The following is a 24,627-nucleotide window of genomic DNA, read 5'->3' as shown; positions in this document are numbered from 1 at the left end:
ACTCACCGCTTGAGCAGCCCGCCGCTGACCCAGGTGCGGATGGCCCCCACGTCCGCGGGGCTGAGCTCCATCCGCGCGCCCCGGCACAGTCCGATGACGTTGTCCGCCCAGGTCTCCGCGACCTTCTTCGCGGTGGTCCTCATGCTCAGGTCGAGCCCGGAGTACAGGACCCCGGAGATCACCGTGTTGACCGAGGCGCGCCCGATGGGCTCACCGGCCGCCTGGCAGGCGTCCCGGACCCGGCGCGCGGTCTCTGGCCGGTCGAACGGGGTGGTGCTCACCTCGTCGGCCAGGGCGGTGAGCAGGATGCGGTACCGCTCGGTCGGCAGGTTCGGGATGTCGGTCACCTCGACGACCTGACGCTGCAGCGGCGGCAGGGCGACCCCGTCAGCGGTGGGCAGGTCGGCCTCGCTGAACCGCTTGGGGTCCCACACGAAGCCCGGGGCCGGGCGGGACGCGGCGCCGAGCTCGGGCACCGTGCGTGCCAACCAGGGGAAGAAGGTCTTGGCGCCGTCCCAGCCCGAGGTCAGCAGCGACGGGTCCGAGCGCTGCGCCGCCTGGGCGACGTCCGAGCCGGTCAGCGGACGGTCGGCCGACCGGACGAGCCGGAGCACGGCCTTGCGGGCCGGCGAGGCCGCGGGCTGCGTGCCGCGGGTCTGGGACCCGCCGGAGCCGGAGCCCCGGCGCCCGGGGGCGTCGGGGGCGGGGGTCTGCGTGGTCGGCGGGACCACCGCGGCGGGCTCGTCGGGCAGCGCGGCGGGGGGCTTGACCAGCTCGGCGAGCTCGTCGGCGGTGATGACGGTGTCGGCGACGGCCCGGTACGCGCTGGCGGCCGGGCCCGCGGTGATGATCGTGACCCGGCGGTCGGCCGCCCGGAAGCGCAGAGCCAGGGGGGTGAAGTCGGCGTCGGCCGACAGGATGACGAACTCGTCGTACCGGGTGTGGCCGCTGAGCGCGTCCACGGCGTCGAGCACCAGGTTGATGTCGGCGCTGCTCTTGCCCTGCTGGGTCAGCGAGGGGCAGTCCACGACGCTGAAACCGGCCCGGGTGAAGTTCGGCCGGAACTGCGAGAAGGCCGACGGGTTGAGGTAGCAGGCCCGGACCAGGAACCTGCGGGAGAACTCACCGTCGGCGTCGCTGCCCGTCTCCAGGGCCGTGAGCCAGTGCGCGGGCGAGCCCGCGAACGCCTCGGCCGCGGCCGGGTCGAGCCGGCGCAGCCCCAGGTACACGTTGTCGAAGTCCACGAACAGGGCGCACCGCAGGCGGCGCGTGCTCTCGGTGCTGTCGGTGCTCTCGGTGATCGTCACGCTGGCATCTTCCTCGCCCCGGGCCCGCAGCGACACCCGCACACGCCCGGCGGCGGGGACCGCCCGTGCATGATGGTCGCCATGACGGACGACGGCGGGCCACCCGCACCCGGTGCTCGTCTGCTCGCCGAGGCGTGGGCGCAGGCGCAGGACCTGTGCCGCGCAGCCGGTGTCGCGGTGTCCGCCCCCGAGGGCCCGGCGCAGGTCGCGCGCGCGGTCGCGGTGCTGCGCGAGATCTGGGGTGAGCCCGACGCGCTCTCGGCGACCGCGATGCGCGCGTTGCAGCACGTCGGTGGCTACGTGATGACGGTCCATGAGCCGGCCGACCCCGCGGTGGTGGTCGGTGCGAGCGCGGCGTTCTTCGCCGCACCGCAGCACCGGCGGCTGCACTCGCACGTCACGGGGGTGCGTGCCGACCGTCGCGGTCGGCACGTCGGCACGGCTCTCAAGCTGCATCAGCGCGCCTGGGCGCTCGAACGGGGCCTGGACGCGATCAGCTGGACCTTCGACCCGCTCGTGGGCCGCAACGCCCACCTGAACCTGACCAGGCTCGGCGCACGGGTGGAGGCCTACCTCCCGGACTTCTACGGGGCGACGGGCGACCTGGTCAACGCCGACGGTCCGACCGACAGGTTCGAGGTCGTGTGGGACATCGCCCGGCCGTGGGCGCCAGGGACCCCTGCCGAGCGACCACCCGGGACACCGGTGGTCCTCGCCGTCTCGCCCGACGGCGCCCCGTCGACCCGCGCGGTGCCCTCGGGCGCGGACCGGGTCCTGGTCGCCGTCCCCCGCGACGTCGAGTCGCTGCGCGCTCGGCAGCCCGACCTGGCCCGGGAGTGGCGAGCCGCGCTGCACGGGACGCTCGTGCCGCTGCTCGCCGACGGTCTCGCAGTGACGGGGTTCACCCTCGACGGCCACTACCTGATGGAAGGCTCACGATGATCCCCCTGACCCCCACCGGCTTCGAGACCCGGGTGCTGCGCATCCCGCTGGTCACCCCGTTCGAGACCTCCTTCGCACGGCAGACCGAGCGGGAGGTGATCCTGGTGCGTGCGGTCACCCAGGACGCCGAGGGATGGGGCGAGTGCGTGACCATGCCCGTGCCGCTGTACTCCTCGGAGCACACCGAGGGTGCGTGGGACGTGCTGCACCGGTTCCTCTACCCGGCGCTGCTGGGGAACGGACCGGTGAACCCGCTCCTGGTCGCCGGGCGCCTCGAGCACGTCGTCGGCCACCGGATGGCGAAGGCTGCGGTCGAGCTCTCGCTGGTCGACGCCGGCCTGAGGGCAACGGGCGAGTCGTTCGCGAGCTTCCTGGGGGCCGAGCGGACGTTCGTGCCGTCGGGGGTCTCGGTGGGCATCATGTCGACCCTCGACGAGCTGCTGTCCACCGTCCAGGACTACCTGGACCAGGGCTACGCCCGGATCAAGATCAAGATCAAGCCCGGGTGGGACGTCGAGCCGACCCGGCTGCTGCGGGAGACCTTCGGCGACGGCCTGCTGCTGCAGGTCGACGCGAACGCCGCGTACACCCTGGCCGACGCCCGCCTGCTGCGGCGCCTCGACGACCTCGACCTGCTGCTCATCGAGCAGCCCCTGGCCGAGGACGACCTGCGCCAGCACGCCGAGCTGGCCAAGCAGCTGCGCACCCCGATCTGCCTGGACGAGTCGATCGTCTCGGCCAAGGTCGCCGCCGACGCGATCGTCCTGGGTGCCACCCAGGCGATCAACATCAAGGCCGGACGGGTCGGCGGGTACCTGGAGGCGGCCCGCATCCACCAGGTGGCCCTGGCCCACGGCATCCCCGCCTGGTGCGGGGGGATGCTCGAGACGGGCATCGGACGCGCGGCCAACGCGGCTCTGGCGGCCCTGCCGGGCTTCACGCTGCCGGGTGACATCTCGGCCTCCGACCGCTTCTACGCCCAGGACATCACCGCCCCCTTCGTGCTGGACGAGGGACGCATCGCCGTCCCGACCGGCCCCGGCCTGGGCGTCGAGGTCGACCCGGTGCGGCTCGAGGAGGTCACGGTGCGCTCGGAGTGGACACGGGCGCCCTCCCGGCCGGGGCGCACCTCGTGACGCAGGCGGGTGGGACGGGGCACGCCACCCCCGGTCACCTCGCCGCGGCCCGGTCCCGGCTGCCGGAGATGGTCCGTCATGCCCTGACCCTCGTGGCCTGCGAGTCGCCCTCGCACGACGCCGCGGCGCTCGAGGGCTCGGCCGCGCTGGTAGCACGGGTCGGTGCGGAGATCGTCGGTACCGCCCCCGCACGGGTGGGCGCCGAGGGGGGCTCGCACCTCGCCTGGCGCTTCGGGTCCGGACCTCGCCGGGTGCTGCTCCTCGGGCACCACGACACGGTGTGGCCGATCGGCACCCTGGACCGGCTGCCGGGTGTCGTGGCCGACGGCGTGCTGCGCGGGCCGGGATGCCTGGACATGAAGGTCGGGATCGTCCAGGCCCTGACCGCGTGCGCCCTCGTCGCCGAGCGCCAGGGCCTCGAGGCCCTCGACGGGGTCACGGTGCTCGTCACGAGCGACGAGGAGGTCGGCTCGCCCGGTTCCCGCGACCTGGTCGAACGTGAGGCTGCCGGGTGCGAGGCCGTGCTCGTCCTGGAGGCCGCAGGCCCGGGCGGCGCCCTCAAGACCGCCCGCAAGGGGACGTCCGCCTATCGGGTGCGGGTCACGGGTCGGGCCGCGCACGCCGGGCTCGAGCCCGAGGCCGGCATCAACGCCGGGGTCGAGCTCGCCCGCCAGATCCCGGCCGTCGCGGCACTGGCACGCCCGGCGCTCGGGACCACGGTGACCCCCACCAGCGGACAGATCGGCACGACCACCAACACCGTCCCCGCCCACGCCGAGGTGTGGGTCGACGTGCGGGCCGCGACCGCCCAGGAGCAGCACCGGGTCGAGGACGACCTCCGCGCCCTGACCGCTCGCACCGTCGGGGCGCGGGTCGACGTCGAGGGAGAGATCAACCGACCTCCGATGGAGCCCGAGATGTCCCGGCGCCTGCTCGCCCTCGCGCAGCAGGTCGCGACGGGACTGGGGATCCGCCCCTTCGTGGGTCTCGCGGTGGGCGGCGCGTCGGACGGCAACCTCACCGCAGGGGCCGGCGTCCCGACCCTGGACGGCCTCGGCGGCGTGGGCGGCGGGCCGCACGCCGACGACGAGCACGTGGACCTGTCCTACCTGCCCGAGCGCACGGCGCTGCTCGCCGGGATGATCGAGGTGCTGCTCGACCGGGCGCCGAGCAGCCACGAGGAGGTGAGCCGTGACTGAGCACGCGGAGGTCGTGCGACGTCGTGCGGTGGTGCACGGACTGGTCCAGGGGGTCGGCTACCGGTGGTCCTGCGCCCAGCAGGCCGACCGGTCCGGTGTCGCCGGATGGGTCCGCAACCGACCGGACGGTACGGTCGAGATGGTCCTGGAGGGCGACGGGGTCGGCGTGCAGCGCGTGCTCGACTGGGCAGCCCGCGGCCCACGCCACGCCCGCGTGGACCACGTGACCGTCACGACCGAGGATCCCGAGCACCTCACCGGGTTCGACGTCACACCCTGAGCCTCCCGACGAGCGGGACGGCCCCACCTGGTGTGCACTGGAGGTCAGGCGTCGAGGCGTCGGACCGACGTGGCGACGCGCCCAACCGGCCGGGGCACGAGACCGTGCGCGGCCCGAGGTGAGGAGGCTGCCATGACCACGGATCCCTTCGGAGGCTCCCGGGTGATCGAGCAGGTCCGGGGCGGCATGACGGTGGTCGACCCGGCCGGTGACACGATCGGCACGGTCAAGGAGGTCCGGCTCGGTGACCCTGACGCCGCCACCGCGCAGGGCCAGGGCTCGGACCTGCTGGGCGACGAGGGGCCACCGGCCGGGGCGCGCGAGCGCCTGCTGCGGGTCGGGTACCTGCGGATCAACGCCAAGGGTCTCTTCGCCGGCGACCGGTGGGCCGCGGGTGACGAGATCACCGACGTGACCGACGACGTCGTCCACCTGTCGGTCACCAAGGACGGCCTGGTCCACTGACCCCCGTGGCCGCTGCCCGTGCGCGACCGGGCGGCGGCCACGGACCCACCCCCGGGCCCTCGGTCAGGACGTGACGTCGGCCGTGGTGAAGCGGCTCCACGCGAGGGCCCCGAAGATCGCCACCCACGCCCCCTGCACGGCCAGACCCTGACCCAGCACGCCCCAGTCGACCTGCACCCGCAGGAACTCGGCGACGTCCAGCCAGTGGTGGGTGAGCAGGGCGGGGTGGATCACGGCGAGCTGGGGCAGTGTGTCGAGCACCGCCGAGACGATGGCGACGACGACGGTCGCGGCCATCGCCCCCACGGGGACCTCGGTCAGGGTGGACAGGAACAGGCCCACCGCGACCAGACCGGTCAGCGACAGCGCGACGTACGCGGCCACGCCGGCCACCCGGAGCAGGCCGTCGGCCAGCGGCACCGTGGTCCCCGAGAGCAGGGTGATGTCGCTCAGCCCGAAGAGGACCGCGCCCGTCACCAGGGCCACGAGGGCGATCGCGAGCACCGCGGCCCCCACGAAGGTCAGCACCGCGACGGCCTTGACCGCGAGCAGTCGTGTCCGGGACACGGGCACGGCCAGCAGGTAGCGCAGGGTCCCGGCCTGGGCCTCCCCCGCGATCGCGTCGCCCGAGGCGACGCCGATGGTCAGGGGCAGCAGGAAGGGCAGGCACATGAACAGCGCCGCGATCACCAGGAACAGCCCGTTGCCGGTGACCCTCCCCACGAAGCCGGGTCCCTGACCTCCCAGCGCCGAGTCCTGCGTGACGAACAGCACGACGCCCAGGAGCAGCGGGACGGCCGCGAGCCCCGAGAGCAGCGCGATGTTGCGACGGCGTCCGAACACCAGCCGCATCTCGCTGCGCAGCAGGCGGCCCCACGCGCCCCGGTGGGCCACGGTGGCCTGCGGTACGAGGACGGGGGCGGGGGCCCGTGAGCCGGGCGCCGGTGGGTCGAGCACGTCAGCGGGCGACATCGAACCCCTCCCCCGTGAGCCGGACGAAGAGCTGCTCGAGGCTCGGGCGGCGGACCTCGAGCCCGACGAGGTCCACGCCGGCGTGCACCAGCGCGGCCGAGACCCGTTCGGGGGCGACGTCGCCCAACGGCGCCTCGAGACCGGGACCGTCGACGACGACGTCGCGCAGACCCAACGAGGTGAGCACCTGGGCCGCGGTCCCCACCTGGTGCGGGCTGGTCGTCACGGCCACGCTGGCGACCCCCCGGCCGGTGAGCTCGTGGCGCTCTCCCTGGAGCAGGAGGCGACCCCGTCCCATGATCCCGATGTGGGAGCAGACCTGCTCGATCTCGGTGAGCAGGTGCGAGGAGACCAGCACCGTGGTGCCCGCATCGGCCAGCTCGCGCACCAGGTGCCGCACCTCACGGGTGCCCTGCGGGTCGAGACCGTTGGTCGGTTCGTCGAGCACGAGGAGCTCGCGCGGGCGGAGCAGCGCGGCCGCCAGGCCGAGCCGCTGCTTCATCCCCAGCGAGTACTGGCGGTAGGGCTTGCCCGCGGCAGCGGTCAGGCCGACCCGTTCGAGGGCCTCCTCGCTGCGTCGTCGCGCGGTGCGTGGATCGGCCGTGGCGTCGCTCGCGTCGAGCCGCGCGAGGTTGGCCCGTCCGCTCAGGTACGGCTGGAAGGCCGGGCCCTCGACCAGCACACCGACCCGGGGGAGGAGCGCGCCGGCCGCCTCCGGCATCGGCTCACCCAGCAGCCAGGCCTTCCCGCTGGTCGGGCGCACGAGCCCCAGGAGCATCCGGATCGTCGTCGTCTTGCCCGATCCGTTGGGCCCGAGGAACCCGTAGACCGACCCGCGAGGCACGACGAGGTCGATCCCGTCGACGGCGACCTGACCCGAGCGGAACCGCTTGGTCAGCCCGGCGGTGCGGACGGCGAGCGGGCCAGTCCCCTCGCTCTGCGTCCGCACCACCGGGCCTGTCGCCAGGGCGTTCGCGACCTGCGTCGTGGTCACGCCATCCCGCGCAGCGTCTCGGCGGGCACCGAGCCGACCAGCACCCGGCCGTCGTTCGTGACCAGCACGTTCAGCAGGGTCGAGCTGAGCAGCAGGCCCTCGGGAACCTCGACGGTCAGCTGGTCGTACAGGGCGGTCGTGTCCAGGGTCATCGCCCCGGGGTGCCCGGAGCCGTCGCTCGGCATGAACTCCTCGATCAGCTCCTGGGCACTCTCCGACCCGATGGTGCGCTCGGCCCCGGGCAACCCGGTCAGCGCCGCCGGGTCGCCGGCGACCAGGGCCGCGACGTCCAGACCCACCCACTGGGCGACCGTCTCCCAGCCCGATCCGGTGATCGTCAGACCGTCCGGCAGGCTCCCGTCGTGGGCCTCGGCGCCGTCGGGCGCGTCGGGGAGAGGCACCACGACCTCCTTGAGGCTGGCTCCGGCCGGGGCCGAGAACGCCAGGATCGCGTCGCTGGGGGTGGCCAGGGTGATGTCGGTGAACCCGATCTCCAGGGCCGGTGTCGTGGTGTCCTGCACGCTCCAGGTCTGGACCCGCAGCGGCGTCGAGGTCTCGGCGTCCACCGCGACCACGATCCTGGACACCAGTGTCGCGCTGGTGCGCGGGGTCACCACCACCTGGTAGGCGTCGCGACCCGCGACGGTCGTGTGCGCGTCGAGCGAGACGATCGAGAACTCCTCGGCGCGGGCCAGTGCCAGGCGTGCGGCCTCCTGAGGGGTGGGCAGCTCGCCCGCGAGCTCGGGCACGTTCCCCGAGCGCAGGTCCGTGGCGAGGGCGTCGTACCGCGCCTGGTCGGCCTCGTCGAGGGAGTAGTGCACCACGGCGTCCTCGGCACTGGAGTAGGTCCACGCCTCCGCGCCGTCACGCACCACCGAGTACTCCGAGGTCGAGCCGAGCAGCGCGACGCGTGAGCGCTCGGTGCCGTCGGTCCAGACCCGCAGCGTCGAGCTCCCGCCCAGCAGGGCGATCGGGTCCGCACCGGACACCTCGGCGAAGGGGATCTCGGGCAGGCCGAGCCGTGCGGTGTAGACCACCGTCCCGGACATCGGCAGCGGCTCGGCCTCGGCGACGGCAGCGAGGAGCTGCTCGGGGGTCACGTCGGGCAGGTCGGCAGGGCCGGCCGAGGCGATCAGCGGCGGTGCCAGGAAGGCGCCGGCGACCACCGCGGCCACGGCGACCGGCGCCGTCCACCGCGAGCGCAGCGCAGAGCGTCGGGGGGTGGTCGGGAGGACTGTCTGCTCTGTCATGGGACCACTGTGCACCCGGGTGGCTGAGAGCACGCTGAGAGGTGCCGGCGCACCGGGTGCCCGGGCGCGGGTGGTCGGTGGCATGCTGCGGTGGTGCGGGTCCTGGTGGTCGACGACGAGCGTGGTCTGGCGCGCGCCCTGCTGCGGGGGCTCACCGCCGAGGGCTTCGCGGTCGACGTCGCCCACGACGGCGAGGCCGGCCTGGACCTCGCGACGGACAACGACTACGACGCCATCGTCCTGGACGTCATGCTCCCCCGACGCAACGGCTACGACGTGGTCACGGCCCTGCGCGAGCGCGACGTGTGGACCCCGGTGCTGATGCTGAGCGCCAAGGACGGTGAGCACGACGTCGCCGACGGGCTCGACGTCGGCGCCGACGACTACCTGACCAAGCCCTTCTCCTTCGTGGTGCTCGTGGCCCGCCTGCGCGCCCTGCTGCGTCGTCCGGCCCAGGCACGGCCCGCGGTGCTGCGGGTGGGCGAGATCGTGCTGGACCCCTCGACGCGCACGGTGACCCGCGCCGGGGTCGAGGTCGAGATGACCACCCGGGAGCTGGCGCTGCTCGAGTACCTGATGCGTCACGCCGACCGGGTGGTGGGCAAGGTCGAGCTGCGCGACCACGTGTGGGACTCCTCGGGGGAGGACCTCAACGTGGTCGAGGTGTACGTGGGGTACCTGCGCCGCAAGCTGGGTCGCGACGCGGTGCGGACGGTCCGGGGCGCGGGCTACCGCGTCGTCGGCTGAGGCGGTCGGTCGTGGCCGTCGACGTCGGGTCCGCCGGCCCTGCCGTACGGGGCTGGGGTGGTCGGTCGCTGCGCCTGCGGCTGACCCTGCTGACCTCCGGGCTGCTGTGCCTGGCCCTGGTGGCCGGCGCGGTCGCTCTGACCACGGTGCTCTCGAGAAGCCGTGTCGCGGCGCTCGACGAGATCGTCCGGGACAGGGTCACGACCGTCGCCGCCCTGGTCACCGAGGACCGTGTCCCACCAGCTCTTCCGGTCGCCGAGCCGGGTGAGGTGGTCCAGGTGATCGACCCGTCAGGGCGGGTGGTCTCCTCGTCGCTGAGCGCGAGCCGCACCCTGCCGGTGCTGCCCCCGGAGGTGGTGGCCGAGCTGCGCCCACAGCCCGCGGACGGCGTCGTGGTGACCACGACGGACCTCAGCGCCTACGACCGTACGGCCCGGGTCGCGGTGCTCCCGGTCGCGGTCCGCGGCGAGGAGGTGACGGTGGTCGCGACGGTGCCGCTGGGCGAGGTCCAGAGCCTCCTCGCGGCGCTGCGCGTCTCGCTGGTCATGGTGGTCCCGGTGCTGACAGCCCTGCTCGCCGGGGCGATCTGGGTCGTGCTGGGCAGGGCGCTGCACCCGGTCGAGCAGCTGCGCCGGGCCGCCGCTCAGGTCGCGCGCACCGGGGGGCCGGGATCCCTGCCGGTGCACCGCGCGGACGACGAGCTCGGGGCGCTCGCCCGGACCCTGAACGAGATGCTCGACCGGCTCGAGGTGGGCGCCGCGCGGCAGCGGACCTTCGTGGCCGACGCCGCCCACGAGCTGCGCTCACCGCTGGCCTCGTTGCGCGCCGGCATCGAGGTGGCCCGCAGCCACCCCGACGCCTACAGCAGCGCCGAGCTCGCGACCGAGCTCGAGTCGGAGGTGCTGCGGATGCAGGCGCTGGTCGACGACCTCCTCCTGCTCGCCCGGGTCGGTTCGAGACCGACCGTGCGCACCGTGCTGGACCTCGCCGACGTGGCCCACGACGCGGCCGGTGCCGCGCGGCCGGGCAACGGCTCGGTCCGGGTCGAGATCCGCGGGGTGGGCCGGGCGTGCGGAGACGGTCCCGCGGTCGGGCGGGTGCTGCGCAACCTGCTCGACAACGCGGTCCGCCACGCGCGATCCAGGGTCGTGGTCACCGTGGGCGAGGGATGGGTGACGGTCGAGGACGACGGCGCGGGGGTGGCGCAGGCCGACCGCGAGCGCGTCTTCGAGCGGTTCGTACGGCTCGACGACGCCCGTGAGCGCGAGGCGGGAGGCAGTGGTCTTGGCCTGGCCATCGCACGGGAGATCGCGCGCGAGCACGGTGGCGACGTGCGGCTCGATACCTCGGCCGACGGCGGTCTGCGTGCGACCCTGCGGCTGCCCGTGCCGGAGGCTGCCGACGGTCAGGCGGTGCGGTCCACCGCGTCCTGACTCGGCCCGAGGTCGTGCAGCATCCGCGTCACCACCGACGCCGAGCGGTCGGCGGCGTCGTCGACGTGGGTCAGGAAGCCGGTGCCGGCCCGCGGCCCGCACAGGTCGGAGATGCCCCTCACCGCCAGGAAGGGGACCCGGTAGAGGTGGCAGGTGTGGGCGAGCGCGGCGGACTCCATGTCGGTGCTCAACGACCCCGGGAAGGACGCCCGGATGTGGTCGACCGTCGTGTGGTCCACGAAGACGTCCCCGGAGAGCATCATCCCGGCGTGGACCCGTTGCTCAGGTCCGTCCAGCGCGGCGGCCGCCTCGAGCATCGCCTCGTCGCCCGGGTAGGCGGCGGGCATCCCGGGAACCTGGCCCAGCGCGTAGCCGAAGACGCGTGAGTCCCCTCCCGAGTACACGTAGCGCGCGCCGACGACGACGTCGCCGACGCCGACCTCCTGCGCGACACCCCCCGCGCTGCCCGCGCTGACCAGCACGCGCGGGCTCGTGCCGCTGATCGCGACCGCGGCGGCGGTCGCGGAGTTGACCAGCCCGATCCCGCACTGCACCAGGAGCACGTCGTGACCCTCGAGGGACAGCACCCGGTGGACCGCGTGGCCGACCTGCAGCGACCGTCCCACGAAGGCGGCACGGTCCAGGAACGGGGCGGACTCGTCGGGCATGGCCGTCACCACGACGGCGTCGACTGCGATCACACGGTCACTCTCCTCGGTGGGCCGGTCCACCCTAGCCAGCAGGGCCGGGCGGCCCACCCAGGTGGGCGGCGAACCGGACCAGCGCGTCGTGACCCAGGACGTCCTCGGCGAGCAGCGGCACCTCGATGGTCGCCAGGTCGGGCAGCTCGGCCCGCAGGGTGCGCAGGTGCACCTCCTCCTGGACCCGCCGACCCGCCAGGAACGCACCGGCGTCGGCAGGTGACCGCTTGTTGACGACCGCCGCCGCGACGTCCACACCGGTCCGTCTGAGCTCACGGGTCAGCTCGACGGTCTCGAGCACGGGTAGCCGCTCGGCGGCCAGCACGACGACGAACGCGGTGCCGGCGTGGTCGACCAGGGTGGCGCGCAACCGGTCGAACCGGTCCAGCCGCCGCTGCAGCACCCGCCGGATCTCCTGGTCGCGCGCGGCACGGGACGGCTCGGCACGGGGCTCGCCCAGGTTGTGCTCCGCGGTGGTGAAGCGCTGGGCGCGGTCCTGTCGGCGCAGCAGTCCCTCGGTCCAGGTGGACAGGCTCGCGGGCAGGCCCAGCAGACGTGTCGTGTGACCCGAGGGGGCGGTGTCCACGACGCACAGGTCGTAGGAGTCGGTGGCCTCGTCGAGGGTCTCGGCGACCCTCTCGAGGATCGCGGCCTCGTGCATCCCGGGGGCGTCCTGGGCCTGGGCCAGGTGCCTGTCGACCTCACCGGCCAGATGCTCGGGCATCAGCCGCCGCATCGTCTCACCGACCGCCGTCAGGTGTGCGCGGGTGGTCTCCACCGGGTCGACCTCGACCCCGTCGAGGTCCGGGGCGAGTGCGCTGCCGCGGTCACCGACCACCTGCTGCCACAGGTGCCCGAGGTTGTGCGCCGGGTCGGTCGAGACCAGCAGGACTCGGCGCCCCCGCCGCGCCTGCGACAGCGCGAGCGCCGAGGCCACGGCGGTCTTGCCGACCCCTCCCTTGCCCCCGACCACCAGGACCCGCCGCGAGGCGGCGAGCTCTAGCAGCATGCGACGTGGTCGAGGGGCGACCGGTCCATCCCGAGCCGGCGGTGCCAGTCGTGCACCTCCTCGTAGAGCACCGGCAGCAGCTCGAGCGTGTAGTAGCTCGCGGGGTCGGGCACGCCCAGCGACTCCGAGAGGAGCAGCAGGGTCAGCAGGTCCTCCTCGTCCCGCCGGGCCCGGGCCACGCCGCGTCGGTACGGTCCCCCGTAGTACTCCCGCAGCCCGGACCCGACCTCGGCGCGCAGCGCCGCGAGACGACGCAGCTGCGCACCGAGGCCCGTCGGGTCAACCACGCCCGTCGACCGGCCCTCGGCCCGGACCCCGCGCTGCGGTCGCCGCTGCCTCCTCGTCGTGCACCGTGTCGGCGTCCTGGGCCTCGGCGACCTGCCCGCGCCGGCTCATCGCGACGACCGCCTCGAAGGCCACCCACACCGCGGCGACGAAGATCACCACGTCCATGGTGAACAGCAACCAGTTCTGGGTGTCCCAGAAGGAGACTGCCTGGACGGCCAGGGCGTACACCGACATGACCAGCACGAACGCGAGCGGCACCATCGCCGGCAACGGGTTGCGTCCCTTGCGGATCAGGATGACCGAGACGATCGACAGGGTCAGTGCCGCCAGGAGCTGGTTGGTGGTGCCGAACAAGGGCCAGATGACCATGCCACCCGCGCCGTCGGCCCCCGCGCCGAAGGCCAGGGCCAGGCACACGACCAGTGCGACCAGGGTGCCGACCCCCTTGCCGACCCGCACCCCGGCCAGCCCGGCGGCCTCCTGCACCACGAAGCGCTGGAGCCGCAGGCCGGTGTCCATGGTCGTGGCCGCGAAGAGGATCGCCATCGTCGCCAGGATGGTCGCGGCGAGCCCGCTGGGGATGGGCAGCCCAGCGCTCAGGATCGAGGCGCCACCGGCCACGAAGGCGTTGACCCCTCCGGCCCCGAACTCGCTGTAGACCTCCTGCCAGTCGGCGAGGGTCGCGAACCCCGCGGTGCAGGCGATGATCGCGCCGAGGGCGAGCATGCCCTCGCCGACAGCACCGAAGTAGCCCACGAACCGTGCGTCCGTCTCGGTGTCGAGCTGCTTGGAGGTGGTGCCCGAGGCGACCATGCCGTGGAAGCCAGAGATGGCCCCGCACGCGATGGTCACGAAGAGCAGGGGCACCAGGCTCGGGGTGCCGGCGGGCACCTCGGTGTTGAAGCCCGGGGCCACGATGGTCGGTCCGGAGAGCAGCACCGCCCCGAACAGGATCCCCAGGCCGACGAAGAGCTGGAGGCCGTTGATGTAGTCGCGGGGCTGGAGCAGCACCCACACCGGGAGCAGGGAGGCGACCCCCGCGTACGCGAACAGCACGATGATCCAGAACGACGCCGCGCTGAGCCCGAGGACCGTCTCGGGCAGGACCACGGGGAACTGGTTCCCGACCAGGATCAGCGCGTAGAGCACGACGACCCCGCCGATCGAGGGCCAGAGCAGGCCGACCTTGTAGCGGTAGATCAGCTGACCGATCACCAGGGCGACGGCGATCGCCCCCCACGTGGGGATCACCGCGGACGGTGTGGCCACCAGCAGGTTCGAGATCACCACGGCGAACGCCGCGTTGACCATGAGCAGCAGCAGGAAGATCACGACGAGGAAGAGGTTGCGCCCGCGCGCCCCGATGTACCGGCCCGACAGCGCCCCCATCGACTGGCCGCGGTTGCGGACGCTGGCCCACAGCGCACCGAGGTCGTGCATGCCGGCGAAGAAGACGGTGCCCAGGGTGACCCACAGGAACGCGGGCACCCAGCCCCAGATGACGGCGATCGCCGGTCCGACGATGGGCGCGGCACCCGCCACCGAGGTGAAGTGGTGTCCCCAGAGCACCATCCGGTGCGTGGGCACGTAGTCCACCCCGTCGCGCAGCTGGTGCGCCGGGGTCCGGTAGGAGGCGTCCAACCGGTAGATGCGCGTCGCGAGGAAGCGCGAGTAGAAGACGTAGCCGAGTGCCATCACACCCAGCCCGACGACCATGAGGAACAGCGCGTTCATGTCACTCCGTCTCTGGAGGCGCACCGAACGGCACGTGCCGCGCTCCGTCGCGCGGCGGTGACGTCGCCCCGACCCCCTCGTCCAGGCTCAACACGCCGGGAGGCTAGCAGCGACCCGTGCCGCGCGCGCGTCGAGCGCCACGGGTCGGTCGCAGCAGCCGTCAGGGGCACGCTGAGGGCGGGTCGGCCGTGACGAGGGTGCGCCCTCAGCCCTGCCGCACGCTCCCCGAGCCGACGACCGTGCTGGTGACCTGCGCGCCACCGGTGTGGGTGACCGACCCGCTGCCGCTGATCACCACGTCGAGGGTTCCGGTGACGTCTACCGCGACACCACCCGAGCCACGCACCGCGACCAGGGCGTGGTCGCTGCTCACCCCTCCACCGGCGTACCTGCCCGAGCCGCTGATCGAGATCTGCTGGCGGCGTGCGACCCCCGCGAGCTCGACGTCACCCGACCCGGAGATCTCGACCGCGACGTCGTCGACCGCGACGTCCTGGACACGTGCGTCACCCGAGCCGCTCACGGTGACCGCGAGCCCGTCCCCCGACGCCGCGTCGGCGTGGACGTCACCCGACCCACGGATGCTGATCGCATCCAGCTCCTCCAGCACGAGGTGGTAGCTGATCGGGCCACGGATCCCCCACCGTGAGCCGCCCGTGGTCCCCAGCACCAGGACGCCGTCGCGCACCTCGCTGGTCAGGTGCGGCAGCACCTTCTCGCCCGCGGTCACCGTGAGCGCGGGACCGTCGCCGTGCTCGATCGTGACCGTCCCCGAGGTCGCAAGCTCGACCCCGGTGACGTCGGAGATCTCGCGCTCCTCGGTGGTGCTCGGGCCCACGTCCACCGAGGACGAGCCGTAGGAGAGCGCGCCGCACCCCGCGAGGACCAGCGCGAGCGCGCCGGTCATCGTGACGGTGAGCAGGGGGCGCAGGGGGCGCTGGGTCATCTCGTCCTCGTTCGGTCGTGGCGGGTCGTCGGGTGCCGAGATCAGACTGGCACCGGGGCGCACCCGGGCGACATGGGGTGAACCCCCCACCCGTCCCTGATCCGTCCCTGAGCCGGACCGCCCCGACCCCTGAGCGACCCCTGAGCGGTCAGCGCGCCTCGCGCGCGGACTCCACGACCGCCCAGAAGGCGGGCTTGGCCTGGAGCTCGTCGTCGAAGAGCAGCGGCGCCTCGAGCCGGCGGCTCTCGCGCCAGGTGCGCAGCCAGCTGCGGCCGTCGTGCACCCCCCACACGCTCACCGTGTCGATGTCCGCCGATCGCGCGACCAGGAGGTCCATCACCTGGCCGTAGTAGGCAGCCTGCTCCTCGAGCAGCTCCGGGGTGGGCAGTCCCGAGCCGGGTCTGCCCGGTGCGGCCAGGGCCACGTCGAGCTCGGTGACGGCCTGCCGGACACCCAGCGAGGCGAGCTCGTCCAGGGTCTGGCCGATCCGCTCGACGGGCCGGTCCAGGTTGACGTGCAGCTGGTGCCCCACGCCGTCGATCGGCACCCCCTGGTCGAGCAGGTCCTGGACCACCTGGGCCATCGCACGCCTCTTGCCGGGGTAGTCGGTGTCGTAGTCGTTGAGGAAGAGCGCGGCCTCGGGGAACGCCTCGTCAGCGATGCGGAAGGCGTGCGCCAGGTAGTCGGGACCCAGCACGTCGTACCACCTGCTGCGGCGCAGCCCGTCCGGCTGTGTCGGGTCGATCGCCTCGTTCACCACGTCCCACGAACGGACCGGGTCGTCGTCGCCGTACCGCTCGCGCAGGTGCTCGGCCACTGCGCGCGTGTGGGTCTCGAGGCGGCTGAGCAGCAGCTCCTGGTCCTGCGGGCTGCTGGTCAGGTCCTGCCCGTCAGGGCCGGTGAAGAACCAGTCGGGCGTCGAGCGGTGCCACACGAGCGTGTGACCGTGCACGTCCAGCCCGTGGATCACGGCGAAGTCGGTGACCTGGTCGGAGGCCTCGAAGCTCAGCTCGCCCTCGAGCGGCTGGATCCAGGCGGGCTTCATGGCGTTCTCGGGGGTCACCGCGCCGAAGTGGCGTCGCACCAGCAGCCCCGAGGGCCCTGCGAGGTCCTGCGGCCCGACCGCCACCCCGACATCGAACCGGTCGGCCAGCACGTCGCGCAGCGCCGGGAGGTCCTCCTGGATCGGCGGCGCCTCGTGGCTCACCCTGACCTCGTCGAGCAGCAGGTCCGCGACCGAGTCGAGCGACTCGAGGTACAGCCGTGCCTGGCCGGTGCCCGCGGGCATCGTGTACTGCGCGCCGAGCTCGACCCACTCCCGGGAGGTCACCGTGCGCCGCACGAGGTGGTCGAAGTGCTGCGTACCGCCTGCGGAGCGCTCGACGGTCAGCTGGAGGTCGGCCGGTTCGGCATCGGGTGCCAGGCGGGCCCAGACCGACACCCGATAGGTCCGGTCGGGCACGACCAGGTCGGTGATGTCGAGCTGTGCCCCGTTCCACGGCTCGGACCGGTCCACCACGAGCAGGCTGCCCTCACCTGCCCGGGCGGCGTTGTCGGTCCGGCGCACGTCCGCAGGCCCGAGCGCCTGCCAGCCGTCGGTGCCGTGGTCGAAGGTCGAACGCACCACGAGCACCTGGTGGTCCGTGTCCCTGGGCAGCGGGGCGTCCCCAGCGAGCACGAGATCGACCAGGACGACGCCGCCCACGACAGCAGCCACCGTCAGCGCGGTGCGCAGTCGTCCCACGGCGCGGCTCCCGCCCCGACGGTCGGGCCGGTCAGGGCTGACGGGGCGGGTCGTCGGGGGTTGCGAGGCGCCGCTCGGTCGCCGGTCCGGTGGCCGCGGGCCCTGCGTGGTGCGTGTCGGGGTCGATCTCCTCGGCACGGCGCAGGTGCTCCTCCATGTCCGCACGCGGTTCCTCGACCCGCTGCGCCCGTCCCTGCGCCTCGGACTGGAGCCTGGCCGCCTCAGCAGCACGGGTGCGGGCATCGGCCGCCTGTGCGTCGGCCTCGGCCTGCGCCATCCGTGCCTCGGCGTCGGCCCGCGCGGCGTCTGCCTCCCGACGCTGCACCTCGATCCGCTCGGCCTCGGCACGCTCGCGCAGCTCCTGGGCCTCGCGACGCTGCTTGTCGACCTTCTGCGAGGAGCGTGAGCGGTTCAGCACCAGCGCCACCACGACGATGAGCGCGAGCACCACCACTGCCACGACGATCCACACCACTGTCTGGTCATCCATGTCGAGCAACTCCAATGATCGGGGGTGACCCGATCAGACCGCCGTGCGAGGCATCCCGCAACCGGTGGGGCCCGGTGCACGCCTCACGCCACTCGTCCCGACCGGCGTGGGCGTCGGGCCCCGCGGCATCACGCGCGGCCTCGGCGCGAGGTGCGACGACCCGCGAGCGCCGTGACCGCTGCCCCGGTGACGCCCAGGACGGCCGCGGCGACCCCGGCCGATCGGCGGTCGTGCGCACGCCAGCCGTCGCGCACGGCGTTGCTCGGTGGGTCCGGGGCGAAGACCGTCCCGTCGTGCACCGGGACCCGCCCGCGCCGCAGCGTGAGGGAGCTCACCACAGGGCCCACCAGGCGGTCGTAGAGCCGGGGCGCCAGTCGCTGGACCCAGACGCCGAGGTACTGGGTGCGCCCCACCACGACGGTGGCGCTCCTCCCGCGGTCGACGGCCCGCACGACGGCCCGTGCCACACGCTCGGGTGACGTCACCGGCGGCAGCGGTCGGATCTCACGGCCCACGCGGTTGGCCGCATGGGCGTACACGGGCGTGTCGACGGCGCCAGGAAGCACACCGACCACGGCGATGCCCGGTGCGTCTCGCAGCTCGTGACGCAGCGCGTGGGTGAAGCCCACGAGTCCCCACTTGGCCGTCACGTACGGCGTCACGTACGGCGAGCTCAGCACGCCGTAGACGGACGCGACGTGGACCAGCACTCCCGTGCCCTGCGCGCGGAAGGTCGGCAGGACCGTCCGGGCAGCGGCGACCTGCGCGAGCAGGGTGGTCTCGACCACCTGGCGGAACACGGCGTCCGGGGTGTCCTCGAAGCGCCCGTAGCTCCAGACCGCTGCGGCGCCGACCCAGACGTCGATACGCCCGAAGGTGTCGAGCACCTGTGCCACGGCCGCACGCAGGGCCACCTGATCGGTCACGTCGGTGGGCACGGCCAGACCGTGCCCACCCCGGTCGTCGCACTCGCGCGCGACCTTCTCGAGCGTCTCGGCGCTCCGCGCGAGGAGGACCACCCGGGCACCGCGTGCCGCGAGCCGGTGCGCGACGGCACGGCCGATCCCGCTCGAGGCGCCGGTCACCACCGCGACCGGTGGGTCGCCCCTCGCTCGAGACCGCCTCGTCACCTGCCCCCCAGGCGTCCTAGTGCGACTGGTCCTCGTGGTCGTGACCGGCAGCAGGGTCACCACGCTCTGTCACGAGCTCCTCGTAGATGGGCGATCCCTGGCCCAGGGCATCACCTGGGGGTTCGTCCGGGGTCGAGGACTTCTTCTGGTCGAGGTCCGAGCTGGTCATCATGACCTCCGTGTCCGAGGGGGGCTGTCCCTTGCATCCTGGCGGTCCTGACCCTCGAGCGCACCACGAGAGCCTCCACGACGGGACCCGACCAACCCATGGGACGACCGTTCCAAGGTAAGGCTTACCTGCGTAGCGTGTGCGACGCTGTCCCTGTCCCGACCTTCGAGGAGCTGTTCTGTGCGGTCCCGTCGCCTGCTCGTGCCCACCCTGACCCTGACGCTGGCACTGGCGCTCGCCGGCTGCGGCGCCGACACCACCGGCCAGGCTCCCGACCCCGGCTCGACCGGTGAGCAAGAACCCGCCGGCGACACGCTGGTCATCTACTCGGGACGCAACGAGAACCTCGTCGGGCCGGTGCTCGAACGCCTCGAGGAGGCCGTCGGCCTGCCGGTCGAGGTCCGGTACGCCTCGTCCGGAGAGCTCGCGGCGCAGCTCCTCGAGGAGGGCGACGCGAGCAGCGCCGACCTCTTCTTCAGCCAGGACGCCGGGGCACTGGGAGCCCTCGCGTCGGCCGGCATGCTCGCCCCGCTCGACACCACGGTCACCGACCTCGTCCCCGCCGACTACCAGGACGCGCAGGGCCGGTGGGTCGCGACCTCGGGCCGGGCGCGCGTGCTGGCCTACGACCCCGAGCAGGCACCCCAGGTGGCCGGGTTCACCGGGATCGACGAGATCCTCGATCCCGCCCTCGCCGGATCGATCGCCTACGCACCGACCAACGCGAGCTTCCACGCCTTCGTCACCGCCCTGCGGATCGACCGCGGCGAGGACGGCGCCCGCGAGTGGCTCGAGAAGCTGGCCGACCTGCGACCTGCCACCTACGAGAACAACAACGCGGTGCTCGACGCCGTCGACGGCGGCCAGGCAGCGGTCGGTCTCATCAACCACTACTACTGGTACCAGAAGGTCGCCGAGCTCGGAGCCGACGCCGTCAGCGCCCGCATCCACTTCCTGGACAGCGACGACCCCGGTGCCCTGGTGAACGTCGCCGGCGCGGGAGTGCTGTCCACCTCGGACAACGTGGAGGCTGCCACCGCAGCCATCGCCTTCCTGCTCTCGGACGAGATCCAGCAGTACTTCGCCGACGAGACCGCCGAGTACCCGGTCGTCGACGGGGTCACCAGCGAGGTCTTCGAGCTCGAGCCGCTCAGCGAGCTCGACGCGCACCAGATCGACCTCAACGAGCTCGAGTCCCTCGAGACGACACTCGCCCTGCTCGACTCGGTGGGCCTGACCTGAGCCTGACCGCACGACTGATCAGGGCCGCGGGTGGTCGCTCGGACGCCGAGCGGCCCCCCGCGGTCCTCGTCGCGCTCGCGGCACTCGCCGCGGCCGTGGCGCTGCTCCCGCTGGTCTACCTCGCGGTCCGTGCCACCGAGGGCGGGCCGGGAACCGCCGCAGAGATCCTGCTGCGGGAACGCACGCTCTGGCTCGTGCTGCGCAGCGTCGGCCTGGCCGTGAGCGTCACGCTCGCCTGCCTGGTGATCGGCATCACGCTCGCCTGGCTGACGACCCGCACCGACGTCCCCGGCCGGCGTGGCCTGGGTGTCCTTGCGGCTCTCCCTCTGGCCGTGCCGAGCTACGTGGCCGCCTACGCCTGGATCTCGGCGCTCCCCGCGCTCGCGGGCTTCTGGGGCACCTTCCTGGTCCTGACGGCATGCACCTACCCTTACGTGTACCTGCCCGTCGCCGCGGCGATGCGCCGCACCGACCCCTCGCTCGAGGAGGTCTCCCGCTCACTGGGCCGCTCGGCGCGGCAGACCTTCCTCGCGGTGACCGTCCGGCAGGTCCGCCCCGCCGCGGCGGCCGGCGCGTTGCTCGTCGCGCTCTACGTGCTGTCCGACTTCGGCGCCCCCTCGCTCATGCGCTACGACGTGTTCACCCGGGTCATCCATGCCTCGTACCGATCGAGCTTCGACCGGACGCCCGCGGCCGTCCTGTCCCTGCTCCTGGTGGTCCTGACGGTCGCGATCACCGTCGCCGAGACGCGGTCACGGGGCCGGGCCGGTCATGCGAGGGTCGGCAGCGGGGTGCCGCGCGCCGTCACCCCGGTCCGGCTCGGTCGGCTTCGGGCGGTCGCGGTGGGCCCGTCCGTCGTGGTCGCCGCGGTCGCCCTCGGCTTCCCGCTGGTCTCGCTGGGCTACTGGCTGCTCCGGGGCACGTCGGCGTCGCTCGACCCGACGCGTCTGGTCGACGCCGCAGGGGCGACGGTCGGTGTCGCGGTGCTCGGCGCCGTCCTCACCACAGCCCTGGCGATCCCGGTCGGGGTCCTGGCCGCCCGCTACCGCGGCCCCGTCGTCCGCGGTCTCGAGCACGCGAGCTATGCCGGCCACGCCCTGCCGGGGATCGTCGTGGCACTCGCCCTGGTCTTCTTCGGCATCCGCTACGCCGAGCCGATCTACCAGCGCACCCCGCTGCTGGTGATCGCCTACGCGGTGCTCTTCCTGCCGGCAGCGGTCGGCGCCGTCCGCGCGTCGGTCGCGCAGAGCCCGCGCAGGCTCGAGGACGTCTCACGCTCGCTGGGCGCCGGGCAGTGGACCACGCTGCGCAGGGTGACCCTGCCGCTGGCCGGGCCGGGTGTGGCCACCGGCGCCGCCCTGGTCCTGCTCGCCTGCATGAAGGAGCTCCCGGCGACCCTGCTCCTGCGCCCCACCGGAATGGACACCCTGGCCACGAGGTTGTGGACGGAGACGGGCAGCGGTGCCTACGCTGCCGCAGCCCCGTACGCCGTGGTGCTCGTCCTGCTCGCCGCCGTGCCGACCTTCCTGCTCACCGGGGCTCAGGCCCGGCGCGCCACCGAGGGTGGCCAGGTCGGTCCGGTCGTGCCGAGCACCGACCTGCCCGACCGCACCGAAGGAGGACCACGATGAGCCTGCTCGAGCTCCGCGGCATCACCAAGTCCTTCGACGGCCAGGCCGTGCTGCGCGGGGTGGACCTCGACATCCCCTCCGGGGCCCTGGCCGCCGTCCTCGGCCCGTCGGGCTGCGGCAAGACGACCCTGCTCCGGGTCGTCGCGGGCTTCGAGCGCGCCGGCGGGGGGACCGTGACCCTGGGTGGCCGGCAGATCGTCGGGCCCGGGACGCACGTCCCGCCCGAGAAGCGACGCATCACCGTGGTCCCGCAGGAGGGTGCGCTCTTCCCGCACCTGTCGGTCGCGGAGAACGTCGCCTTCGGGCTGCGTCGCCGTGACCCGGCTCGCCGGGGGCGGGTCGGTGAGCTGCTCGAGCTGGTCGGGCTGGAGGGTTACGAGCGGCGGATGCCCGCCGAGCTCTCGGGCGGGCAGCAGCAGCGGGTGGCCCTGGCTCGAGCCCTGGCCCCCGACCCGCAGGTCGTGCTGCTCGACGAGCCGTTCTCCGCCCTGGACGCTGGGCTGCGGGCGAGCGTGCGGGCCGACGTCCGCGCCGCCCTGCACGCCACCGGTGCCACGGGTGTGCTGGTCACCCACGACCAGGAGGAGGCGCTGTCCACCGCCGACCTGGTCGCGGTCATGCGCGACGGCGTGGTGGTCCAGGCCGGTACCCCGCAGAAGGTGTACCGCGTGCCGCAGGACCTTGACGTCGCCCGCTTCGTGGGTGAGGCCGTGGTGATCCCGGCGACGGTGCGCGACGGCGTGGTGTGGACCGCCCTGGGGTCGCTGCCGATCATCGACGTCGCGGCCGACGGCGTGGGCACGGCGGTGCTGCGCCCCGAGCAGGTGATCATCGTCGACGAGCGCGACGGGTTGCCCGCGCGGGTCCTGGACACCGTGTTCTACGGCCACGACGCGAACGTGCTGCTCGAGGTGCGGTGCCCGGGTGACGTGCTCCTGCCGGTCATGTGCCGCACCCAGGGCGATCTCCCGCAGACCGAGATGGTCGGGGTACGGATCGTCGGCCCGGTGAGCTGGTTCCCGCGACCGGCCGGAGCCGGCGCGCACTGATCGACGGGGCGCCTCACCGCCCCGAACGCGAGGTGCCCGGCTCAGTGGCCCCTGAGCCGTTCGATCTCGCGTCGCTCCCGCTTGGTGGGGCGACCGGCGCCCCGGTCCCTCACGGGCACCGCGGGCCGTTCTTCGCGTGGCGGCGGGGGTGGGGTGCGGTCCACGAGGCAGTCGACCGCGACGGTCGCCCCGACCCGGCGTTCGACCACCCGGGCGACCACGACGATCCGCTCGGTGCCGCCCACCCGCACCCGTACCTCGTCCCCGACCTTGACGTGACCGGCGGGCTTGGCCCGGTCGCCGTTGACGCGCACGTGGCCCGCCCGGCACGCCGCGGCGGCCAGCGACCTGGTCCGGAAGAGGCGCACGGCCCACACCCAGCGGTCGACCCGGGTGGTGCCCACCGTGCCGTCCGTCGCCATTGCCCGAGCCTAAGCCCGACCGCGCGACGCGACCTCGGCCTACGGTGGTCCCATGACTCCTGCGCCCCCTCGCACACCGTCCGTCGTCGCCGTGACCGGAGGGCACGTGGTCCCCGTGGTGGGTGCGCCCGTCCCCGGGGGCACCGTCCTCATCGTGGACGGGCGGATCACCGCCGTCGGCGCCGATGTCGCGGTGCCCGAGGGCGCCGAGGTGGTCGATGCCACCGGCAGGTGGGTGCTCCCGGGCTTCGTCGAGTCCCACGGCCACGTCGGCATCTGGGAGGAGGGCGAGGGCGTCGCGGGCGACGACGTCAACGAGATGACCGGCCCCGCGATGGCCGGCGTCCGGGCGATCGACGCGATCAACATCGACGACGAGGGCTTCCGGGACGCGCTGCTCGGCGGCGTGACCTCGATCGTGGTCAAGCCCGGCTCGGGGAACGCCATCGGCGGGCAGACCGTCGCCCTCAAGTCGTGGGGCGGACGCACCGTCGACGAGCAGGTCATCAGCGACGCGGTGAGCGTCAAGTCCGCGCTGGGCGAGAACCCCAAGCGTGTCTACGCGGAGAAGAAGCAGACCCCCTCGACCCGGCTCGGCACCGCCATGGTCATCCGCGAGGCGTTCACCGCGGCCCAGCACTACCGCGCGGCACGGGCGGCCGCCGAGCAGAAGGGTGAGCCGTTCGCCGTCGACCTCGCCCTGGAGACGCTCGCCCGTGTGCTGGACGGGGAGCTGGCCTGGGACCAGCACGCCCACCGGCACGACGACATCGCCACCGCGATCCGTCTCGCGGACGAGTTCGGCTACCGGCTCGTGATCAACCACGGCACCGAGGCGCACAAGATCGCCGACGTCCTGGCCGATCGGGACATCCCCGTGATCTTCGGCCCGATGCTCACCAACCGTGCCAAGGTCGAGCTGCGGGACCGGGACATCTCGCACCTGGCGACCCTGGCCGCCGCGGGGGTCCGGGTCGCGATCACCACCGACCACCCCGTGGTCCCGATCAACTTCCTCGTGCACCAGGCGACCCTCGCGGTCAAGGAGGGGCTGCCCCCGCAGACAGCCCTCGAGGCCCTGACCGTCAACCCCGCGACCTTCCTCGGGCTCGAGGGGCGCGTCGGGTCGCTCCAGCCGGGGCTGGACGGTGACGTCGTGGTGTGGTCGGGCGACCCGCTGGACGTGCACTCGCGCGCCGAGCAGGTGCTGATCGGCGGCCGCACGGTCTACCGCTGGGACGCCGCGTCGGGTGTGGGTCGCGTGGTCGAGCGGGCCGAGCGGTTCCGCAGCGCACCGGACGTCGTCCACCCCTGAGGACACCGTCCACCGGGGCCTTCGCCCGCCCG

Annotated in this window: 25 protein-coding genes; 11 read left to right on the top strand and 14 right to left on the bottom strand. The window is 73.5% G+C overall.

Annotation, left to right across the window (positions count from 1 at the left end):
* Positions 1 to 2: 2 nt before the first annotated feature.
* Positions 3 to 1,307 (bottom strand): NYN domain-containing protein, encoded by a 1,305-nt coding sequence (locus M1R94_RS15780; RefSeq protein WP_249382678.1) that lies wholly within the window; start codon positions 1,305 to 1,307, stop codon positions 3 to 5.
* Positions 1,308 to 1,388: 81 nt separating this feature from the next.
* Between M1R94_RS15780 and M1R94_RS15775 the strand changes: the two genes are divergently transcribed.
* From M1R94_RS15775 to M1R94_RS15755, 5 genes are all read left to right on the top strand, one after another.
* Positions 1,389 to 2,249 (top strand): hypothetical protein, encoded by an 861-nt coding sequence (locus M1R94_RS15775; protein ID WP_249382677.1) that lies wholly within the window; start codon positions 1,389 to 1,391, stop codon positions 2,247 to 2,249.
* A complete protein-coding gene (menC, locus tag M1R94_RS15770; protein ID WP_249382676.1) occupies positions 2,246 to 3,385 on the top strand; it encodes an o-succinylbenzoate synthase in 1,140 nt (379 codons plus the stop codon). Before M1R94_RS15775 ends, menC begins: the two co-directional genes overlap by 4 nt.
* Positions 3,346 to 4,584 (top strand): M20 family metallopeptidase, encoded by a 1,239-nt coding sequence (locus M1R94_RS15765; protein WP_249382675.1) that lies wholly within the window; start codon positions 3,346 to 3,348, stop codon positions 4,582 to 4,584. Before menC ends, M1R94_RS15765 begins: the two co-directional genes overlap by 40 nt.
* Positions 4,577 to 4,864, top strand: a complete 288-nt coding sequence (locus M1R94_RS15760) for an acylphosphatase (protein WP_249382674.1) — start codon at positions 4,577 to 4,579, stop codon at positions 4,862 to 4,864. Before M1R94_RS15765 ends, M1R94_RS15760 begins: the two co-directional genes overlap by 8 nt.
* 132 nt (positions 4,865 to 4,996) lie before the next feature.
* Entirely contained in the window at positions 4,997 to 5,329 is a 333-nt protein-coding gene (locus tag M1R94_RS15755) for a hypothetical protein (RefSeq protein WP_249382673.1), read from the top strand.
* Positions 5,330 to 5,392: 63 nt separating this feature from the next.
* Here the strand turns inward: M1R94_RS15755 and M1R94_RS15750 are convergent, their stop codons facing one another.
* Genes M1R94_RS15750 through M1R94_RS15740 form a run of 3 tightly spaced genes read right to left on the bottom strand, consistent with a single transcriptional unit; the run spans position 5,393 to position 8,545 of the window.
* The gene (locus M1R94_RS15750) at positions 5,393 to 6,301 is read right to left on the bottom strand and encodes an ABC transporter permease (RefSeq protein WP_249382672.1); all 909 of its coding nucleotides are present in this window, start codon (positions 6,299 to 6,301) and stop codon (positions 5,393 to 5,395) included.
* Entirely contained in the window at positions 6,288 to 7,268 is a 981-nt protein-coding gene (locus tag M1R94_RS15745; RefSeq protein ID WP_249382756.1) for an ABC transporter ATP-binding protein, read from the bottom strand. The genes M1R94_RS15750 and M1R94_RS15745 overlap by 14 nt, the downstream gene beginning before the upstream one ends.
* A 23-nt stretch (positions 7,269 to 7,291) precedes the next feature.
* Positions 7,292 to 8,545 (bottom strand): hypothetical protein, encoded by a 1,254-nt coding sequence (locus M1R94_RS15740; protein WP_249382671.1) that lies wholly within the window; start codon positions 8,543 to 8,545, stop codon positions 7,292 to 7,294.
* A 93-nt stretch (positions 8,546 to 8,638) separates the two neighbouring features.
* On the opposite strand from M1R94_RS15740, the gene M1R94_RS15735 reads away from it, so the two are divergent.
* Positions 8,639 to 9,292 (top strand): response regulator transcription factor, encoded by a 654-nt coding sequence (locus tag M1R94_RS15735; protein WP_249382670.1) that lies wholly within the window; start codon positions 8,639 to 8,641, stop codon positions 9,290 to 9,292.
* 11 nt (positions 9,293 to 9,303) lie between these two features.
* Complete coding sequence (locus M1R94_RS15730) at positions 9,304 to 10,725, top strand: sensor histidine kinase (protein WP_249382669.1); 1,422 nt, start codon at positions 9,304 to 9,306, stop codon at positions 10,723 to 10,725.
* Here M1R94_RS15730 and mtnN read toward each other — a convergent pair.
* The 9 genes from mtnN to M1R94_RS15685 form a co-directional block, all read right to left on the bottom strand.
* Positions 10,698 to 11,426: a 5'-methylthioadenosine/S-adenosylhomocysteine nucleosidase gene (mtnN, locus tag M1R94_RS15725; protein WP_249382668.1), complete on the bottom strand. Its 729-nt coding sequence runs from the start codon at positions 11,424 to 11,426 to the stop codon at positions 10,698 to 10,700. The genes M1R94_RS15730 and mtnN overlap by 28 nt on opposite strands.
* Positions 11,427 to 11,457: 31 nt before the next feature.
* On the bottom strand, positions 11,458 to 12,435 hold the full coding sequence (locus M1R94_RS15720; RefSeq protein WP_249382667.1) for an ArsA family ATPase: 978 nt from the start codon (positions 12,433 to 12,435) through the stop codon (positions 11,458 to 11,460).
* Positions 12,426 to 12,722 (bottom strand): cory-CC-star protein, encoded by a 297-nt coding sequence (locus M1R94_RS15715; RefSeq protein ID WP_249382666.1) that lies wholly within the window; start codon positions 12,720 to 12,722, stop codon positions 12,426 to 12,428. Before M1R94_RS15715 ends, M1R94_RS15720 begins: the two co-directional genes overlap by 10 nt.
* A complete protein-coding gene (locus M1R94_RS15710; protein ID WP_249382665.1) occupies positions 12,715 to 14,457 on the bottom strand; it encodes a carbon starvation CstA family protein in 1,743 nt (580 codons plus the stop codon). Before M1R94_RS15710 ends, M1R94_RS15715 begins: the two co-directional genes overlap by 8 nt.
* Before the next feature lie 205 nt (positions 14,458 to 14,662).
* Positions 14,663 to 15,403, bottom strand: coding sequence for a GIN domain-containing protein (locus tag M1R94_RS15705; protein ID WP_249382664.1), 741 nt, complete (start codon positions 15,401 to 15,403; stop codon positions 14,663 to 14,665).
* A gap of 148 nt (positions 15,404 to 15,551) precedes the next feature.
* Positions 15,552 to 17,147, bottom strand: a complete 1,596-nt coding sequence (locus M1R94_RS15700; protein WP_249382663.1) for an endo-1,4-beta-xylanase — start codon at positions 17,145 to 17,147, stop codon at positions 15,552 to 15,554.
* Between the two features lie 31 nt (positions 17,148 to 17,178).
* A complete protein-coding gene (locus M1R94_RS15695; protein WP_249382662.1) occupies positions 17,179 to 17,637 on the bottom strand; it encodes a hypothetical protein in 459 nt (152 codons plus the stop codon).
* Positions 17,638 to 17,765: 128 nt separating this feature from the next.
* Positions 17,766 to 18,722 (bottom strand): SDR family NAD(P)-dependent oxidoreductase, encoded by a 957-nt coding sequence (locus M1R94_RS15690; RefSeq protein ID WP_249382661.1) that lies wholly within the window; start codon positions 18,720 to 18,722, stop codon positions 17,766 to 17,768.
* 61 nt (positions 18,723 to 18,783) lie between these two features.
* A complete protein-coding gene (locus M1R94_RS15685; RefSeq protein ID WP_249382660.1) occupies positions 18,784 to 18,936 on the bottom strand; it encodes a hypothetical protein in 153 nt (50 codons plus the stop codon).
* Between the two features lie 180 nt (positions 18,937 to 19,116).
* On the opposite strand from M1R94_RS15685, the gene M1R94_RS15680 reads away from it, so the two are divergent.
* The 3 genes from M1R94_RS15680 to M1R94_RS15670 all read left to right on the top strand — a co-directional run bounded on the left by M1R94_RS15680 (position 19,117) and on the right by M1R94_RS15670 (position 22,858).
* A complete protein-coding gene (locus M1R94_RS15680) occupies positions 19,117 to 20,178 on the top strand; it encodes an extracellular solute-binding protein (RefSeq protein WP_249382659.1) in 1,062 nt (353 codons plus the stop codon).
* 95 nt (positions 20,179 to 20,273) lie between these two features.
* Positions 20,274 to 21,809 (top strand): ABC transporter permease, encoded by a 1,536-nt coding sequence (locus tag M1R94_RS15675; RefSeq protein ID WP_249382658.1) that lies wholly within the window; start codon positions 20,274 to 20,276, stop codon positions 21,807 to 21,809.
* The gene (locus tag M1R94_RS15670; protein WP_249382657.1) at positions 21,806 to 22,858 is read left to right on the top strand and encodes an ABC transporter ATP-binding protein; all 1,053 of its coding nucleotides are present in this window, start codon (positions 21,806 to 21,808) and stop codon (positions 22,856 to 22,858) included. The genes M1R94_RS15675 and M1R94_RS15670 overlap by 4 nt, the downstream gene beginning before the upstream one ends.
* Before the next feature lie 41 nt (positions 22,859 to 22,899).
* Here M1R94_RS15670 and M1R94_RS15665 read toward each other — a convergent pair whose 3' ends face one another.
* Positions 22,900 to 23,280 carry an RNA-binding S4 domain-containing protein gene (locus M1R94_RS15665; RefSeq protein WP_249382656.1) on the bottom strand — a complete coding sequence of 127 codons (381 nt, stop codon included), beginning with the start codon at positions 23,278 to 23,280 and terminating at the stop codon, positions 22,900 to 22,902.
* Positions 23,281 to 23,332: 52 nt separating this feature from the next.
* Between M1R94_RS15665 and M1R94_RS15660 the strand changes: the two genes are divergently transcribed.
* Entirely contained in the window at positions 23,333 to 24,595 is a 1,263-nt protein-coding gene (locus M1R94_RS15660; RefSeq protein ID WP_249382655.1) for an amidohydrolase, read from the top strand.
* Positions 24,596 to 24,627: the final 32 nt, after the last annotated feature.

The organism is Actinotalea alkalitolerans (assembly GCF_023369855.1).
GTDB lineage: Bacteria > Actinomycetota > Actinomycetes > Actinomycetales > Cellulomonadaceae > Actinotalea.
Note: the sequence above shows the minus strand (reverse complement) of the source record. Positions and strands in the feature narration are given on the sequence as shown.

Bases quoted from the DNA above. Each gene is read 5' to 3' on its own strand.
- M1R94_RS15775 (WP_249382677.1), top strand. From the start codon at position 1,389: ATGACGGACGACGGCGGGCCACCCGCACCCGGTGCTCGTCTGCTCGCC.
- menC (WP_249382676.1), top strand. From the start codon at position 2,246: ATGATCCCCCTGACCCCCACCGGCTTCGAGACCCGGGTGCTGCGCATC.
- M1R94_RS15755 (WP_249382673.1), top strand. From the start codon at position 4,997: ATGACCACGGATCCCTTCGGAGGCTCCCGGGTGATCGAGCAGGTCCGG.
- M1R94_RS15750 (WP_249382672.1), bottom strand. From the start codon at position 6,301: ATGTCGCCCGCTGACGTGCTCGACCCACCGGCGCCCGGCTCACGGGCC.
- M1R94_RS15740 (WP_249382671.1), bottom strand. From the start codon at position 8,545: ATGACAGAGCAGACAGTCCTCCCGACCACCCCCCGACGCTCTGCGCTG.
- M1R94_RS15720 (WP_249382667.1), bottom strand. From the start codon at position 12,435: ATGCTGCTAGAGCTCGCCGCCTCGCGGCGGGTCCTGGTGGTCGGGGGC.
- M1R94_RS15710 (WP_249382665.1), bottom strand. From the start codon at position 14,457: ATGAACGCGCTGTTCCTCATGGTCGTCGGGCTGGGTGTGATGGCACTC.
- M1R94_RS15705 (WP_249382664.1), bottom strand. From the start codon at position 15,403: ATGACCCAGCGCCCCCTGCGCCCCCTGCTCACCGTCACGATGACCGGC.
- M1R94_RS15695 (WP_249382662.1), bottom strand. From the start codon at position 17,637: ATGGATGACCAGACAGTGGTGTGGATCGTCGTGGCAGTGGTGGTGCTC.
- M1R94_RS15685 (WP_249382660.1), bottom strand. From the start codon at position 18,936: ATGACCAGCTCGGACCTCGACCAGAAGAAGTCCTCGACCCCGGACGAA.
- M1R94_RS15670 (WP_249382657.1), top strand. From the start codon at position 21,806: ATGAGCCTGCTCGAGCTCCGCGGCATCACCAAGTCCTTCGACGGCCAG.
- M1R94_RS15665 (WP_249382656.1), bottom strand. From the start codon at position 23,280: ATGGCGACGGACGGCACGGTGGGCACCACCCGGGTCGACCGCTGGGTG.
- M1R94_RS15660 (WP_249382655.1), top strand. From the start codon at position 23,333: ATGACTCCTGCGCCCCCTCGCACACCGTCCGTCGTCGCCGTGACCGGA.